Source organism: Mycobacterium bulgaricum (assembly GCF_041287165.2).
Taxonomy (GTDB): domain Bacteria; phylum Actinomycetota; class Actinomycetes; order Mycobacteriales; family Mycobacteriaceae; genus Mycobacterium; species Mycobacterium bulgaricum.
Map to the genome: position 1 here is coordinate 538,020 of NZ_JBGGKV020000002.1, position 15,989 is coordinate 554,008.

The 15,989-nt window shown below is 68.0% G+C and carries 16 protein-coding genes; 11 read left to right on the forward strand and 5 right to left on the reverse strand.

Going from position 1 to position 15,989, the window contains the following annotated elements:
* Nucleotides 1–71: 71 nt before the first annotated feature.
* Nucleotides 72–986 (forward strand): quinone oxidoreductase family protein, encoded by a 915-nt coding sequence (locus ACAG24_RS09140; protein WP_370472152.1) that lies wholly within the window; start codon nt 72–74, stop codon nt 984–986.
* Nucleotides 983–2,440 carry an aldehyde dehydrogenase family protein gene (locus tag ACAG24_RS09145; RefSeq protein ID WP_370472151.1) on the forward strand — a complete coding sequence of 486 codons (1,458 nt, stop codon included), beginning with the start codon at nt 983–985 and terminating at the stop codon, nt 2,438–2,440. Before ACAG24_RS09140 ends, ACAG24_RS09145 begins: the two co-directional genes overlap by 4 nt.
* A gap of 87 nt (nt 2,441–2,527) precedes the next feature.
* Here the strand turns inward: ACAG24_RS09145 and ACAG24_RS09150 are convergent, their stop codons facing one another.
* Both ACAG24_RS09150 and ACAG24_RS09155 read right to left on the reverse strand, forming a co-directional pair.
* Complete coding sequence (locus ACAG24_RS09150; RefSeq protein WP_370472150.1) at nt 2,528–2,677, reverse strand: hypothetical protein; 150 nt, start codon at nt 2,675–2,677, stop codon at nt 2,528–2,530.
* An 8-nt stretch (nt 2,678–2,685) separates the two neighbouring features.
* A complete protein-coding gene (locus ACAG24_RS09155; protein WP_370472149.1) occupies nt 2,686–3,432 on the reverse strand; it encodes an alpha/beta fold hydrolase in 747 nt (248 codons plus the stop codon).
* Nucleotides 3,433–3,465: 33 nt separating this feature from the next.
* On the opposite strand from ACAG24_RS09155, the gene ACAG24_RS09160 reads away from it, so the two are divergent.
* The 6 genes from ACAG24_RS09160 to ACAG24_RS09185 all read left to right on the forward strand — a co-directional run bounded on the left by ACAG24_RS09160 (nt 3,466) and on the right by ACAG24_RS09185 (nt 12,732).
* Entirely contained in the window at nt 3,466–4,398 is a 933-nt protein-coding gene (locus ACAG24_RS09160) for an NAD(P)H-dependent flavin oxidoreductase (RefSeq protein ID WP_370472148.1), read from the forward strand.
* A 144-nt stretch (nt 4,399–4,542) separates the two neighbouring features.
* Nucleotides 4,543–6,033: a DUF3375 domain-containing protein gene (locus ACAG24_RS09165; protein WP_370472147.1), complete on the forward strand. Its 1,491-nt coding sequence runs from the start codon at nt 4,543–4,545 to the stop codon at nt 6,031–6,033.
* On the forward strand, nt 6,030–6,725 hold the full coding sequence (locus ACAG24_RS09170) for a DUF4194 domain-containing protein (protein ID WP_370472146.1): 696 nt from the start codon (nt 6,030–6,032) through the stop codon (nt 6,723–6,725). Before ACAG24_RS09165 ends, ACAG24_RS09170 begins: the two co-directional genes overlap by 4 nt.
* On the forward strand, nt 6,718–10,110 hold the full coding sequence (locus ACAG24_RS09175) for an ATP-binding protein (protein WP_370472145.1): 3,393 nt from the start codon (nt 6,718–6,720) through the stop codon (nt 10,108–10,110). The genes ACAG24_RS09170 and ACAG24_RS09175 overlap by 8 nt, the downstream gene beginning before the upstream one ends.
* Nucleotides 10,111–10,132: 22 nt before the next feature.
* Nucleotides 10,133–11,152 (forward strand): TIGR03617 family F420-dependent LLM class oxidoreductase, encoded by a 1,020-nt coding sequence (locus ACAG24_RS09180; protein ID WP_370472144.1) that lies wholly within the window; start codon nt 10,133–10,135, stop codon nt 11,150–11,152.
* Entirely contained in the window at nt 11,149–12,732 is a 1,584-nt protein-coding gene (locus ACAG24_RS09185; protein ID WP_370472143.1) for an MFS transporter, read from the forward strand. The genes ACAG24_RS09180 and ACAG24_RS09185 overlap by 4 nt, the downstream gene beginning before the upstream one ends.
* On the opposite strand, the gene ACAG24_RS09190 is transcribed toward ACAG24_RS09185, so the two are convergent.
* The 3 genes from ACAG24_RS09190 to ACAG24_RS09200 are packed head-to-tail and all read right to left on the reverse strand — an operon-like array spanning nt 12,729 to nt 14,559.
* Nucleotides 12,729–13,412, reverse strand: a complete 684-nt coding sequence (locus tag ACAG24_RS09190; RefSeq protein ID WP_370472142.1) for an aspartate/glutamate racemase family protein — start codon at nt 13,410–13,412, stop codon at nt 12,729–12,731. The genes ACAG24_RS09185 and ACAG24_RS09190 overlap by 4 nt on opposite strands.
* 16 nt (nt 13,413–13,428) lie before the next feature.
* Nucleotides 13,429–14,355, reverse strand: coding sequence for an NAD(P)/FAD-dependent oxidoreductase (locus tag ACAG24_RS09195; RefSeq protein ID WP_370472141.1), 927 nt, complete (start codon nt 14,353–14,355; stop codon nt 13,429–13,431).
* Between the two features lie 57 nt (nt 14,356–14,412).
* Nucleotides 14,413–14,559, reverse strand: coding sequence for a hypothetical protein (locus ACAG24_RS09200; protein ID WP_370472140.1), 147 nt, complete (start codon nt 14,557–14,559; stop codon nt 14,413–14,415).
* Nucleotides 14,560–14,698: 139 nt separating this feature from the next.
* Here ACAG24_RS09200 and ACAG24_RS09205 point away from each other — a divergent pair, with 139 nt between their 5' ends.
* The 3 genes from ACAG24_RS09205 to ACAG24_RS09215 all read left to right on the forward strand — a co-directional run bounded on the left by ACAG24_RS09205 (nt 14,699) and on the right by ACAG24_RS09215 (nt 15,949).
* Nucleotides 14,699–15,238 (forward strand): RNA polymerase sigma factor, encoded by a 540-nt coding sequence (locus tag ACAG24_RS09205; protein WP_370472139.1) that lies wholly within the window; start codon nt 14,699–14,701, stop codon nt 15,236–15,238.
* Complete coding sequence (locus tag ACAG24_RS09210; RefSeq protein ID WP_370472138.1) at nt 15,229–15,672, forward strand: hypothetical protein; 444 nt, start codon at nt 15,229–15,231, stop codon at nt 15,670–15,672. Before ACAG24_RS09205 ends, ACAG24_RS09210 begins: the two co-directional genes overlap by 10 nt.
* 106 nt (nt 15,673–15,778) lie before the next feature.
* Nucleotides 15,779–15,949, forward strand: coding sequence for a CsbD family protein (locus ACAG24_RS09215; protein ID WP_370472137.1), 171 nt, complete (start codon nt 15,779–15,781; stop codon nt 15,947–15,949).
* Nucleotides 15,950–15,989: the final 40 nt, after the last annotated feature.

Sequence of the window (15,989 nt, forward strand, 5' to 3'; positions counted from 1 at the left end):
TTCCGCGCACGCCAGTTTCGGCCCCTCGTGCCCGGGTAGTCCGCCGTTCATCTACGAACGGGAGGTCTGCCATGCGCGCAGCGGTACTGGAAGCAGCGGGTCAACCGCCGACGGTCAAGGACTTCGACGAACCCACCCGTGACGTCGTCCAGGTGAGCCTCGCCGGCTGCAACCCCGTCGACCTCGCGCTGGCGTCGGGCGAGATGGGTGACCCTGATGTGCCCGCCGTCGTCGGCAAGGAGGGCGTCGGATACACCGTCGACGGCACCCGCGTGTACTTCAACTCGCCGATGTCGCCCTTCGGGTCCTGGGCCGAACTCGCGCAGTTCGATCCCGACAGAACGTTCGAGGTTCCCGACACCGTAGGAGACGACCTCGCCGTCGCGCTCGGCATCGCGGGCCTGGCGGCGTGGCTGCCGCTCACCCGCCACGCCGACGTCTCCGCCGGCCAATCCGTCCTCGTCCTCGGCGCGACCGGAGTCGTCGGGAACATCGCCGTGCAGGCGGCCAAGATTCTCGGAGCCGGCCGCGTGGTGGGGGCCGGGCGCAGCAAGGAGGGCTTGAACAGAGCCCGCGAACTGGGGGCCGACGCGGTCGTCGAGCTCGGTGGCGACGACGATGCCGGCGCGCTGAAGGCCGAAGTGAGAAATGGCTACGACGTCGTCGTCGACATGGTCTACGGACAGCCTTTCCTGGCGGCGCTGGACGCCTCGGCCGTCGGCGCCACCCTCGTCACCGTCGGGCAGGGCGCCGGTGGTGCGCCCGAGATACCGTTCGCGAAACTGATGGGGCGGACGCACGTCGGGCACAACAACAATCTGCTACCCGCCCGCGTGATGCGCCAGGGCTATCAGGAGCTGGTGAGCCTGGCGGCCGAGAAACGCATCACGGTCGACACCACCCGATATCGCCTCGCCGATGCCGAAAAAGCTTGGCAAGCACAGGCTGACGGCCCGCACGTCAAGATCGGGGTCACCCCGCGATGAGTACCTACCCCGATTTCGACACCATGCCGATCGGCGGCCGGTGGCGCGGTGGATCCGCGGGCAAGTCGCGGGAGATCACGAACCCCTACACAGGTGACACTCTCGCCGAATTGCCTCAGGCAGACCGGAGCGATCTCGACGTAGCATATGACGCTGCGGTTGCCGCACAACAGGATTGGGCTTCTCAGCCGCCGCTGGAGCGGGCTGCGGTCATGCGTGCAGCGGCCGATGTCATGACCGATCGCAAAGAGGAGATAGTCAGCTGGCTCGTGCGTGAGACCGGCGGGACATCGGCCAAAGCCGAGCTGGAGTGGAACCTGGTGCGTTCGGTGATGTGGGAGGCAGCCTCCATGCCCCACCACGTCGAAGGCCGCATCATGCCCTCGGACATCCCGGGCAAGGAGAGCCGCGTGTACCGCGAGCCCGTCGGTGTCGTCGCGGTGATCTCGCCGTGGAACTTTCCGATGCAGCTCTCCAACCGTTCGGTCGCACCGGCGTTGGCAGTCGGCAACGCCGTCGTCCTCAAACCGGCCGGCGACACCCCCGTGACGGGCGGCCTGCTGCTGGCCCGCATCTTCGAGGAAGCCGGTCTCCCGCCCGGTCTCCTGTCCGTGGTCGTCGGGTCGGGCTCGGATATCGGCGACGCGATCGTGGAGCATCCCGTGCCGCGGGTCGTGTCCTTCACCGGATCCACGCCGGTGGGCAAGGGCATCGCCGAGAAGGCGGGGCTCAAGAAGCTGGCGCTCGAACTGGGCGGCAACGGGCCGATGGTGATCCTCGATGACGCCGACCTCGAACTCGCCGTCCAGGCAAGCGTGTTCGGATCGTTCTTCCATCAGGGCCAGATCTGCATGATCGCCAACCGGATCATCGTGGACGCCACGATCCACGACGACTTCCTCCACCTTTTCCTCGATCGGGTCAAAGCCCTCCACGTCGGCGATCCGACCGACCCGGCAACGCATCTCGGGCCGGTCATCAATCAGTCCCAGCTCGACGGGATTCTCGACAAGGTGCAACGAGCCCAGGCCGACGACGCCGCGCTCCTGCTCGGCGGGGATCCGTTCGGACCGACGGGCCTGTGCCTACCCCCGCATGTGCTGATCGGCGACAACGATTCGCCGACGGCGCGCGAGGAGGTGTTCGGCCCCGTCATCACGGTCATCCAGGCCGACGGTGAAGAGGATGCGCTGCGGCTGGCCAACGACACCGAATACGGCTTGTCCTCGGCGGTGTTCAGCAGGGATGTCGACCGCGCCGTCCGATTCGGGCGGAGGATCAACGCCGGCATGACGCACATCAACGACTCCCCCGTCAACGACGACGCGAACACCGCCTTCGGCGGTGAGAAGGGTTCGGGTATCGGCAGATTCGGCGGCCAGTGGGCCATCGACGAGTTCACCACCGACCACTGGGTGTCGGTCCAGCACCGCCCGCGCGAGTACGCCATCTGAAGATCCGGGTCACATCGCACCGCGAGCGCGCGTGTCTGCCCGGTCCCGGCCCGGTGTGTCGCGTACAAATGCGCGCGCTCACCGCACCTACAGCCCGGCGGCGATGAGGTTCACCAGCGATGCCACGATCACCGATCCGAACAGATACGTCAACAGCAAGCCGACGGCGACCCCCGTCGCCAGAAGTCCGACGACGGTGCCGCCGAGCACCCGCACAGCCGGGCCGCGCAACGTCACAACGAGCCCTATCCGAGCTTCTCCCAGAACGACGACAACGCCTCCGCCCCCCGCTTCGGATCCTCCAGCATCCACCAATGCCCCAGCCCCTCAAGCACTTCCGTTCGTGCTCCGGCGCGGTCGGCGGCGCGTCCGGGGTGCTCGCTGACCCTGGCATACGGGTCCGCCGTGGCGCGCAACGACAGGCCGGGCCGGGACGCCAACGCCTCCAGGTTCCGCCCCGCCTCGGCCATGGCAGGCTGCGCGGCAGACCGGTACAGCGCCAGGATCGCGGTGCGCATGTCGTCGTTGACATGTTCGGCGACGGCGGCGGCGATATCGGGCGGAAAGCCAAGGGAGACCAGCAGTTCCGTCCGTCCGGGCACCCCGCCGGCCATCATCGCGTCCAGGGCTTCCTCGCCGGCGCCGGGTGTCTGCCACACCTGGGCCATGTCGTGCCAGACGTAGTCTTCATCGAACAGGCCCAGGACATCGCAGACCCAGCTGCGTACGAGTTCGGGCCTGTGCATGACGGCGTTGACGACGTGACCGCCACCCCAGTCGTGGCCGACCAGATCGATCGGGCCGTCGATCTTCTCGAGCTCGCCTTCCAGCCAATCGCGATATTCGAGGAACGTCGCACCGAACCCGTCGGGCAGCGGTGCGCCGAATCCGGGCGGCGACAGCAGCACGACGTCGTCGCGGCCGAGCACCGCCGTCAGCGGGCCCCAGATGGCCGATGTTTCGGGATTGCCGTGTACGAACACCACCGTCATAGGCTCATCCTGGCATGACCGCGTGGAGGTGGGATGGAAACGATAGCGACCCGGTGGTCGGCCGCGATGAATCTGAACGCGCCGATCGTCAACGCACCGATGGGCGGCGCCGCAGGTGGCTTGCTGGCCGCGGCGGTCAGCCGCGCGGGCGGACTGGGCATGATCGGCAGCGGTAGTTCGGGATCAGCGGAGCAGCTCAAGGCGCAGCTGCGCCAGCTCGGAGACATCAAGCGCCCGTTCGGTATTGGCTTCATCGAATGGGTCGTCGAGAAGGACACCCACCTTCTCGACACCGCACTGGAGGCGCGTCCCGCCCTACTGGCCGTCAGCTTCGGGGAGGACTGGGAATGGGTGGGTCGCGCCCGGGACGCCGGCTGCGTCACAGCGACACAGGTCGCCGATCTGGAGTCGGCGCAGCGCGCCGTCGACGCGGGTGTACAGGTGCTCGTCGCGCGCGGGTCGGAAGCCGGCGGGCATGGCACACCGGCCGTCTCGACGCTGCCGCTGCTCGCCGCGGTCCTCGACCGGGTCGACGTGCCCGTCCTCGCCGCCGGCGGCATCGCCTCCGGCCGCGCCCTGGCTGCGGTGCTGGCGGCCGGGGCCTCCGGCGCCTGGATCGGGACGGCGTTCGCCGCGTGCCGGGAGTCGCTGCTGTCCGACGCAGCCCGGCAGGTCCTGGTCGACGCGCGCGCCGGCGACACGCTGAACACCCGCGTGTTCGATGTCGCCCTGGGCTACCCCTGGCCCGAGCACCTGCCCGAGCGGGTCATCCGCAACGCCTTCACCGAGGCCTGGGACGGGCGCACCCCCGACGAGCAGGCCCGCGCCCAACTGCGCGAGGCGATCGCCGCCGACGACTTCCGCGTGGCGCCGGTCAACGCCGGCCAGGGCGTCGGTGACATCGACGCCGTGGAGACGGCCGCCGCGGTCATCGAGCGGCTCACGAGCGTGCGTCCAGGGTCGTGATTTCCGCCATTCCACGACCCTGAACGCACGCTCGGCGAAACCCCACGACGCACTGCAATCCCGCTGGTCACATGCGTCACAGCCCGCCCGGGAAACCCCGCGACACTCCCGTGCCGACGCCCGGCGATGTCTCCGCGGTGGCCTATGTTGGGGCCTCCGGACCGACACAGCGCAACCAAGATCAGGAGCACGGTGGACGACAACGCAAACCTGTCGGCCGTCGACTTGCTCGAACTCAACCGCGACCTGCAGGGCTCCCGCGCGATCCGGCTGCTCGCGACCACCAACCTCAGCCTGTACGCGACGTTGATGGAACGGCACCTCGCAGACGGCGTCATTCCGGAGAGCACCCTCGTCGTCCGGTTGGAACGCGATCTCGAAGACCTCGACGACCCGCAGCCCGGGCTCGCGCTGATCAAGTCGTGGGCCAGCCAGGGCTGGCTGCACCGCATCGTCGACCCCCGCAGCGACCAGAACGTCTGCTACCTGACCCAGGACGCACGGCGCGCCCTCGACTTCCTGCGCGGCATGCGCCGCCAGGACACCATCGCCACCGGCGGCTCCATCACCGGCATCGCCTCGCGCCTGCGCCATGTCGCCCTCAAGGTCGGCAACGACCCGGCCCGCATCCGTAAGAGCATCGAGGCCGAAATCGCCGAGTTGCATGCCGAACTCGACGAACTCGACAGGGGTGACCGTCCCGCCCCCGATGTCACGGACTCCTACGACGAGGCCCGCGCCATCGCCATGCAGATGGAGCGCCTGATCACCGACATCGGCCAGTACGGGACGATGATCGAGCAGGCCACCGCCGCACTCGACGAGCCGATCGACAGCAATGTCGAGTACCGCGACCGCCAGCGCCAGATGTACGCCGACTACCAGGCCGCGTGGGACTCGCAGGGCCGCGACAGCCACCGCGCGTTCCTGCGCATGATCAACGACCCCGACCAGCGCGCGGAGTTCGAGGCCGACGTCGCCGCGGTCGCCGATGCGCTGCCAGCACTCGACCCGGCGCTGCGCAAGGTGATGGCAGGGTTCTTCGAACTCGTCGGCCAGCAGATCGATGAGGTCGAGCGCATCCAGCAGCGCTGCGCGCAACGCGTCAAGCGGTTCACCGCATTCGGCACGCTGGAGCAGAGCCGCGGCGTCGCGCGTCAGCTCAACGAAGCCATCGGCGCGGCACGGAATCTGCTGAAGTCCAGCCTGATCGACTCGCGGCTCGACATCGAACTGCCACTCGCCCGGCACGCCATCAGCTCGGTCGGCGCGCTCAGCTTCAAGATCGGCGATCTGTCCAGCCCTAAGCCCGCCGCAGCCGCCGAGGGCGAGGTGGACCTGACGACGTTCGCGTCGCTGACCACCCAGGTCGACGCACCCGCCATGTCGGACATGCTCAATGCGGCCGTCCGCAGCGGCCCGGTGTCGCTGCAGCAGGCAGTCGACATGCTCGACAACGCGTACCTCGGCCACGTCATCGTGTTGTGGTCGTGGGCGCTCAAGCAGCCCAACGACCCGAAGCCCGAGTCGACGACCGTGCGGTTCCGTTCCCTCGACGGGAAGGATCGCGAAATAGCCGTCCCCGATTTGTTTTTCACCGAACCGATCACCACTCTCGTGGGAGCTGCCTCGTGACCGCTACCGAGTCGGACACCGACTACTCGGGCTTTTCGTCGCTGCCCGAGGTCGATCAGACCGCCCGTCCCCCACATCAGCGCAGGCCGCGTTTCGACGGTGACGTCTCCGAGTTGCCCGACCGCGCATGCTGGGCCTTGCAGCATCTGCTGACCCGCCGCTACATCAGCGCCGAGACCGACGCCGACATCTACGCATGGGTCCTCGAATACCGCAGCCAGCTCTCGACGCGGCTGTCCGAGCTGGACCTGTTGCTGCGCATCGTGGACGGCGCGGATGTCGCCTTCATCGAACAGGCCCGCTACGAATCCGCGAAGGGCATCAAGCTTCTCCGGCGTGAACCGCTCGGCACCTACGACTCCATCCTGGCGCTGCACCTGGCCCAGATGATGCGCGCTGCGGCCGGCCAGAACGTGCTGATCAGTCGCGAGGAGATGCACAACCTGTTCTCCGGTGTCCTCAACGACACCGACCGCGACGCGGTCACATTCGCCGGCCGCATCGACGCCGCGATCGCGCGGCTCACCGGGCTGGAGATCCTGCGCAAGAGCCGCGATGACGAGGACAGCTACACGATCAGCCCGGTGATCTCCGCGGTCATGACGGCCAGCGTCATCAGCGAGTTGCAGCAGCAGTTCGAACTGCTCCTCAACGGAGCAACGCCTGAAGAGGAAACCCCACTCGATGACTGAACAGTTCCACCTGTCGCGGCTGCAGGTCATCAACTGGGGCGTGTTCGACGGCTACCACGACATCCCGTTCAGTGAGGGCGGCGCACTGATCGCGGGCGGCTCGGGCAGCGGCAAATCCTCACTGCTGGACGCGATCTCACTCGGCTTCCTGCCGTTCAACCGGCGCAACTTCAATGCCTCCGGCGACAACACCGCCGCCGGATCGAGCGCCGGCCGGCGCACCGTCGACAAATACGTCCGCGGCGCGTGGGGTCAGCGCAGCGACGGCGGCACCAGCCGGGTGATGTACCTGCGCGGCGAAGGCACCGCGTGGTCGGCGGTGGCGGTCACCTATTCCAGCGACTCCGGACGCACCGTGACGGGCCTGGTGCTCAAGTGGCTGACAGGTGAATCGCGCAACGACTCGTCGAGCCGCTTCGTCCTGGGCGACGGCGACCTCGACATCGAGGACGTCTGCAACCGTTGGGCGGCAGGGCGATTCGACACCGCGGTGTTCAAAGACAACCGGGGCGAGCGAAGCGACGGGAAATCACACGGCTGGCGCTTCACCACGAAGGTGGAGTCGCAGTACCTGGCGCAGCTCTACGCGACCATCGGCATCCGCGCCTCCGACGCGGCCCAGCAGCTGCTCGGTAAGGCGAAGTCGCTGAAAAGTGTTGGCGGACTGGAACAGTTCGTCCGGGAGTTCATGCTCGACGAGCCCGAGAGCGTGACCCGGCTGCCGGAGGCGCTCAAGCAGATCGACCCACTGGTCGAAGCGCGCGAGCTACTCGCCGTCGCGCAGAAGAAGCGCAAGATCCTCGGTGACATCGAGAAGATCCAGCAGCGCTACGCGTCGGAGTCGACCGACCTGGGCATCATCGACCTGGTCGACCTGCCGATGGTGCGGGCCTACACCGACCACGTCCGGCTGGCGCAGTGCCCGACGCAGATCGCGCAGCTCGACACGACCATCGACCAGCTCGACAACGAGCACGAGGACATCACCCGCAGCCTGAATCTGGCCAAGGCCGAGGCGGATTCGCTCAACGCCCAGATCAGTGGTTCCAGTGCGAGCATCGGCCCGCTGCAGTCGCAGGTGACCGCCGCCGAGACCGAGGCCGAGCAGGTGTCGCGCCGTCGCGGCGCCTACGAGGATTCGCTGGCCGCCCAGGGCATCGACGTCCCGGCTACCGCGGACTACTTCTGGAATCTCCGCGAAGAGCTGTTGAGCGAGGCGACCGAGCTGCTTGCGAAAGTGGAGCGCCATCGCGAGGCCTCCACCGACGCCGAGTACGCGCAGAAGGCCGCCCGAATCACGCGCGACGAAGCAGCCAAAGAGCTCAAGCGCGTCGAGCATGTGGGTTCCGCGCTCCCGGAATTCGCACTCCTCATGCGTGAACAGATCTGTGCCGCAGTCGGTGTCGACGCGGGCGACCTCCCCTACGTCGCCGAGCTCATGGACCTCAAGCCGGACCAGACGCGCTGGCGCACGGCCGTGGAGAAGGTGCTGCGCGGCGTCGGCCTGCGGTTGATGGTCCCCGACCAGCACTGGACGAAGGTACTGCAATTCGTCAACGAGACGAACATGCGCGGACGCCTGCAGCTGCATCACGTGCGAGCCAAATTCCTCAACGCCGAGCCGGTGGACCCGGAGCCGAACACGTTGGCGGGCAAGCTGTTCGCGGTCGACCCGGCACATCCGTGTGCGGCCGAGGCCGTCGACGTCGTCACCGCCGCCGGTGACCACGTCTGCGTCGACACCCCCGACGTGTTCGTGCGGTTCCGTCGCGCGGTCACCGACACCGGCCTGTACAAGGATTCCGACCGGCTGGCGATCAAGGACGACCGCCGTCCGCTCAAGCAGTCCGAGTACCTGTACCAGGGTGACGTCTCGGCGAAGATCAATGCGCTGACCGTCGATCTGGCCGCGGCCGAGGAGGCCTACCAGAAGGCGCGCCGCACCGCCGACGACATCGCCGCCCAGCGCCAGCAGTGGCGTGACCGCGCGGCGGCGTGTAAGGCGATCTGCGAGCAGTTCCCGCAGTGGAGCCAGATCGACACCGAGACCGCCGACGGCCACGCCGACCGGTTGCGCGAGCAGTACGAGCTGCTGCTGGCCGATCACCCCGACATCGAGGCGCTGAACGCGCGCGCCGACGAATGCTGGTCGCAGATACAGAAACTGATGACCCGCCGCGGGGCGATCCAGACTCGGCGCGACGACCTCGACGACCGACGGACGAGGCTGCTGGAGCTCTCCGAGCGGCTCCAGCCGGGATTCGTGTCGGAGCCGCTGACCGAGTTGCTCGACAGGTACGCGGGCCAGATCCCGGTGAGTCTTGAGCTGCTCGAGCCCGAGCCGCACCGCGATGCGCTGTTCTCCTCGATCAAGAAGGAGCGCGAGCAGCTGCGCGAGAGCCGCCGACGCTCCTACGACGAGCTGGCGCGCATCCTCAACACGTTCGACACGACGTTCCCGGACGCGATCCCGAACAACTCGGAGAACTTCGACGAGCGCGTGCACGATTACGTCGCGCTGTGCAAGCACATCGACGAGCGCGAGCTGCCCGAGGCCTATGAGCGGATGATGCGGCTGGTCACCGAGCAGGCACCGGACGCGATCCTGACGCTGCACCGGGTGGCCGAGCAGGAGGCGCGACGGATCAGCGACCAGATCGACCGTGTCAACACCGGTTTGGGAGCCGTCGAGTTCAACCGCGGCACCCGGCTGACGCTGCGGGCCACCCCGCGAAGCCTGACGGCGGTGTCGGAGCTGACGGAGATCGTCCGGGCCATCTCGAGGCGCATCGCCGAGGTCGGGCTCGGCGACAAACAGGCGATCCTCGATCAGTACGCCGACATTCTCCGGTTGCGCAACCGGCTCGCGTCGACCGCGCCGGAGGACAAGGCGTGGACGCGCGACGCGCTCGATGTGCGCAACCGGTTCACGTTCGACTGCGCGGAGTGGGATGTCAGCAGCGAGGAGCTGATCCGCACGCACAGCAACGCCGGCGACAACTCCGGCGGCGAGCAGGAGAAGCTGATGGCGTTCTGCCTCGCGGGGGCACTGAGCTTCAATCTGGCCAGCCCCGACAGTGCCGACAACAGACCGGTTTTCGCACAGCTGATGCTCGACGAGGCGTTCTCCAAGTCCGATCCACAGTTCGCGCAGCAGGCGCTGCAGGCGTTCCGCAAGTTCGGCTTCCAGCTGGTGATCGTCGCGACGGTCCAGAACGCGACAACGATCCAGCCCTACATCGACAGCGTGGTGATGGTGAGCAAGACCGAGGCGACGGGCCGCAACGCCCGCCCCGTGGCGACGGTCGCGACGCGCACGATCTCGGAGTTCGGGGAGCTACGGCGGGAGATGCGGGCAGCGGCGAAGGTGCCCGCCGGGGTCTGACGCACGGCGTAGGGTGCCAATCGTGCACGTCGACGTCATGACGACCCCGCAGCCACTGCGATCCATCGGCGAGCTTGCGCAGCGCAGCCGAGCAGCAGGATTTGACGGCCTGCTGTTCACCGAAACGGGCCGCACGGCCTACCTCAATGCCGCCGTCGCGGCGCAGGCAGCGCCCGGGCTCGACCTGTCGACGGGCGTGGCCGTCGCGTTTCCCCGCAGTCCCTTCGTAACGGCTGCGACGGCGTGGGAGCTGCAGGAGGCCACGGGAGGACGGTTCCGTCTCGGCCTCGGCACGCAGGTGCGCACTCACGTGGTCCGACGCTACGGCGCCGCGTTCGAGCACCCCGGTCCCCGATTGCGCGATTACGTGCTGGCGGTCAAGGCGTGTTTCGCCGCGTTCCGCTCCGGCACGCTCGACCATCACGGTGACTTCTACGACCTCGACTTCATCACCCCGCAATGGAGCCCGGGTCCCATCGACGCGCCGGATCCTAAGGTCGACGTCGCGGCAGTCAACCCGTGGATGCTGACGATGGCCGGCGAAGTGGCCGACGGGGTGCACGTGCACCCGCTCGGCGAGCCGGGTTACATCGCCCGTCATGTGATGCCAGGTCTGGCCAAGGGGGCGCAGAAGTCCGGCCGTTCGATCGACGACATCGCGGTCATCGTTCCCGTCATGACGATCGTGGGCGACACCGAGGAGGAGCGGCACAGGGAACGCGAACTGGTGCGGACCAGCATGAGTTTCTACGGCAGCACCCCGAATTACGCGTTCATCTGGGATGAGGCCGGTTTCGAGGGCACGACGGCCCGCATCCGGGAGAAGCAGAAGGCCGGCGATTTCGCCGCAATGGCGGCGCAGATCACCGACGAGCACATCGCCACGTTCGCGACGGAGTCGACGTGGGACGGCCTGGCCGACGCACTCCGAGAGCGCTATGGCCGCACCGCGACCCGCCTGGTGCTCTACAACGCGCTCGCAGATCCCGAGCGCATTGAACGCTACGGTGCTGTCGCCCAACGTCTGTCGGCATCCGAGTGACGTCCGCAGCATCGGTCTCGACATGGGCGCCGCTGCGCTCCCCTGTCTATCGGATGCTGTGGATCGCGCAGTTCGTCTCCAACCTCGGCACCTGGATGCAGACCGTCGGCGCGCAGTGGATGCTCGTCGGCGATCCGCGCGCCGCGGTCCTGGTGCCGCTGGTGCAGACGGCCACCACGCTGCCGGTGATGCTGCTCGCGCTGCCTGCCGGTGTCCTCGCCGATCTCATCGACCGGCGCCGGCTGCTCATCGCCACGCAGGCCGCGATGGCCGCCGGCGTGGGGCTTTTGGCGTCGCTGACCGGCGCTGGGCTGACCACGCCCGCCGTGCTCTTGACACTGCTGTTCGTGATCGGGTGCGGGCAGGCGCTGGTGATGCCGGCGTGGCAGGCGATCCAGCCTGATCTCGTTCCGGCACAACAGATTCCGTCCGCATCCGCGCTGGGCAGCATGAGCATCAACCTGGCGCGTGTCATCGGACCGGCGATCGCCGGTGCGCTCGTGTCGTTGACCGGCCCCACGATCGTGTTCGCGCTCAACGCGGTGTCGTTCATCGGGATCGTGGTCGTGCTGTTCGTCTGGCGGCGGCCGCCGGTGGAGAACGCCCCGAGCGAGCGGGCCCTGTCGGCGCTGAGCGCAGGCGGACGGTTCATCCGCAGCTCGCCCATCGTGCGGCGCATCATGCTGCGCGCGGCGTTGTTCGTCGTCCCGGCGAGCGCGGTGTGGGGATTGCTGCCCGTGTTCGCCAAGGATCAACTGCACCTGTCGTCGTCGGGCTACGGGTTCCTGCTCGGCGCGCTCGGCGCGGGCGCCGTGCTGGGCGCGTTCGGGTTGGGCAGGCTGCGGTCCTGGTTCGGCCAGAACACGCTACTGGTGTTCTCGGCAATCGGCTTCGCCATCGCTGCCGCGGCGGTGGCGCTGGTGCACAACTTCGGGTTGGTGCTGGCGGCGCTGGTCATCGGTGGAACATCGTGGCTGTTGTCGCTGTCGACGCTCAACGCGTCCATGCAACTGAGCCTGCCCGCCTGGGTGCGCGCCCGCGGGTTGTCGGTGTATCAGCTGGTCTTCATGGGCGGCCAGGCAATCGGCTCAGTCGTGTGGGGTGTGCTCGCCGGGACCACCTCCAGCGTCACCAGCCTCCTTGTCAGCGTGGGGCTGCTGTTGGTCTGCGCGGTGTCGACGCTGTGGTGGCCGCTGCACGCGAACACCGGAAACCTCGACCTGACACCGTCGTCGCACTGGCCCGAGCCGACGTTGCTGTTCGAGCCCGCGCCGCTGGACGGGCCGGTCCTGGTGATCTCCTCCTACAGCGTGACGGCCGAGAACGAAGAGGCGTTCCTCGCCGCGATCAGGGTGCTGGGCCGCTCCCGCCAGCGCACCGGAGCGGCGCAGTGGCGGGTGTTCCGCAGCATCGAACACGAGTCGACATTCATCGAGACGTTCCTCGTGCGCTCCTGGGGTGAGCACATGCAGCAGCACCACACCCGGCTGACCGAGCAGGACCTGATCATCGAGCGCAGGGTCGAGGAGTTCACCGACGGCGCGCCCGTCATCAGCCATCACTACCTCGCGGTGCGCTAGCCCGACAGCGCGAAATCGACCGCGGCCGCCACATGCAGCTGCGTCGTCGGGAACACCGGCACGTCGACGTCATCCGGGCCGATCAGTAGCTCGACCTCGGTGCAGCCGAGGATGACTCCGTCGGCGTCCATCCGCCCGACAACGTCCCGGTAGAAGGCCCGCGACTCGTCACGAATCACGTTGTGGCACAGCTCTTCGTAGATGATGCGACTGACCCGCACACGGTCGTCGGCGTCGGGGACGACGACCTCGACGCCGTGCGAGGCGAACCGTTCGACATAGAACGATTCCTGCATCGTGAACGCGGTGGCGAGCAGCCCGACACGGGTCACGCCCGACGCTGCCACCGCCCTGGCGGTGGTGTCGGCGATGTGCAGAAACGGCACCGTGACGGACGCCTCGATGGCGGACGCGACGTAGTGCATCGTATTGGTGCACAGGACGATCGCATCGACGCCGATCGATTCGAGTCGCGCCCCGGCCTGTGCGAGCCGTTCGGCGACGGCGCCCCAGTTTCCTGCGAGCTTGAGTTCTTCGATTTCGGCGAAGTCAACCGATGCCAGAACGATTTTCGCCGAATGCAATCCACCGCAGCGTTCGGCGACCGCCTGGTTCAGCAGGCGGTAATACTCGGCGGTGCTGACCCAGCTCATGCCGCCGATCAGCCCCAGCGTCCGCATCGATGGGTCCTCTCCGTCACTCCGGAGGGTAGGGCAGCCCGAAGTCGTCGGCCAGCAGACTCTGCACGATGATCATCGCGGCCTGCGATCCCGAAGCGATCGCGCCGGCGATGTGCGGCTGCTCGGTGCACACGTCGCCGGCGGCGAACACTCCGCCGGTGCTGGTGCGTTGGATGTCGTCGATGGTCAGGGGTTGAGTCCCCAGTGGCCCCGGGGTGCACGCGGCTCCCAGCTGTTGCGCCAAAGGCGAGCGCTGACGGACGGGTGCCTCCACCAGAAGCCCCTCCCGGCCCAGCCTGGTTCCGTCCGCGAACACGACGTGGCTCAGTTCACCGTCCTCACCCGCCAGTTCGACGACGCGCCGCTCGTCGACGACGACGGCCGCGCTGTCCAGCACCCGTTCTTCGTCGGGCGACAGCTCCGACGGGCCGTCGGTGAGAAGGACGACGTCGTCGGTCCACCCGCGCAGCATCAGCGCGGTGTGCACACCCATCTCGCCCGACGCCAGTGCCGCCAGCTTCTTGTCGCGCATCTCCCACCCGTGGCAGAACGGGCAGTGAAACACCGAGGTGCCCCAGAGCTCGGCCACCCCCGGCAGCTGCGGCGGGCAGTACGACATCCCGGTGGCGAGTAGCACCCGCTTCGCGCGGACATCTGTGCCGTCGACGTCGAGGACGAACCCGCGGTCGACAGATGTGCCGCTGAGTACCTCGCCGCGACGGAACTCGACGCTCGGGTAGGCGGACAGCTCCTGCCGCCCGGTGGCATACAGCTCGTCGGGCGGTCGCTGGTCGAATCCGAGCAGCCCACCGATCACCGGCGACGCCCGGTTGCTCGGATCGTCGTTGTCGATGACCAGCGTCGTGCGGCGCGCCCGTCCCAGGACGAGCGCCGCGCTCAGCCCGGCGGCGCCTGCGCCGACGACCACGCACTCCCATTCCATTCCGGCATGATTCCCGTGGAGCGCGCGGCTGAACGTCCGAAAAACGACGTATTCGGTCTAGGTGTTGAAGTCGGGCAGGCCCTCGACCGGCGCGGATTGTTCCTGCACCTGCGCCGGGTCGGTATCGGCTTTCGCCTGCTCCTGGACCTCTGCGGCGTGCCGCAGATTGTCGCCGGTGTTCTCCGCGTGATCGGGTCGGCTCACGAACTTCTCCTTTGTCGGTTGGGCCGCGTATACCCACGCGACGTCGCGATTACGTCACCACTTCGGCCCTCGCCGCGGGGTAACCCATACGCGGCGCCCGGAGTACTCGGCCGCATGACGGTTCAGGAGGACGCCGGCCATGACCGATGACCGTGTGTTGGCCGCTGCGGCGCGTGCCGGCGACGAGGCCGCATTCGAATGCCTGGTCCGAAGACATGGCCCGGCGCTGTACCGCTACGCCCGGCGCATGACAGCCGACGCGGACGCCGTCAACGACATCGTCCAGGACACGTTCGTGTCGGCTTGGCGGCAGATCGGCACCTTTCGCGGCGACTCCGCGGTGCGTACGTGGCTGTTCGCGATCTGCGCAAGGAAGGTCGTCGACTCGCACCGCGTCAAGAGGGCCATCCCCATCGACGACCGACTGATCGAGCCCGCTGCGGCGGGCGCCGACTACGACCCCTTCGCGTCGGCTTCCAACACGGCATTCCTGGAGGCGATGGAGCTGGCACTGGGCGAGTTGCCGCCGCGCCAGCGCGCGGTCTGGATGCTGCGGGAAGTCGAGGGCATGACCTTCCCTCAGATCGGCGCCGTCCTGAGCTTGAGTCCGGACGGAGCGCGCGGTCACCACCATCGCGCCAGGGCGACCCTTCGACAGAGGCTGGCACAGTGGCGATGACCGGAAACGAGGACGACGTCACCATCCGCGCCGCGCGGACGCTGCAGGCCCAGCCGGAGCCCGGGTGGCACCAGATCCGGGACGCGGTGATCGCGTCGGTACGGTCGACCCCGCGCGGCGGCTGGCCGCTGCTCGTCGAAGATCCGCGCCCCGGCACGGCCGCGGGCATCATGCGCGTCAGCGGGCTCGTCCTGGGCGCCCTGCTCAGCCGCGCGCTGGCCGACGATCCCGATTACGCGGTCACCGGCATCGACGTGGCGGTCGAAGACAGCCTCTTGCAAGGCATTTCGGTTGAGCTCAGCGCCCGGTACCCGGCAGAGCTGCCTCCTGTGATCAGCCGGGTGCGGGCGCGGTGCCACGCGGTGGTCGCCGAGGTGATCGGCGCAGCTGCGGGAGTCCCGATCCATGTGACCGTCAGCGATGTGCACCGATGAGCACGCGCGTCGCGCAGATCACAGCAAAGACGCGTTCGGTTCCGCCCGGCATCTCCGTCTACAAATTCGACGGCCAAACAGGTCGTGGACGAGAAAGGAAATGACCATGGGAATCGCAGACAAGGCCAAGAACGCTGCCGAAGACGCCGTGGGCAAGGTCAAGGAGACCGTGGGTGACCTGACCGGCAACGACGACCTCAAGGCCGAGGGGCAGAAGGACCAAGGCGTGTCCGGCGCGAAGAAGGTCGGCGAGAACATCAAGGACAAGCTGAGCTGACCGCACGCGGGCCGCGCCACCTCCCACGGCGGCGCGGCCC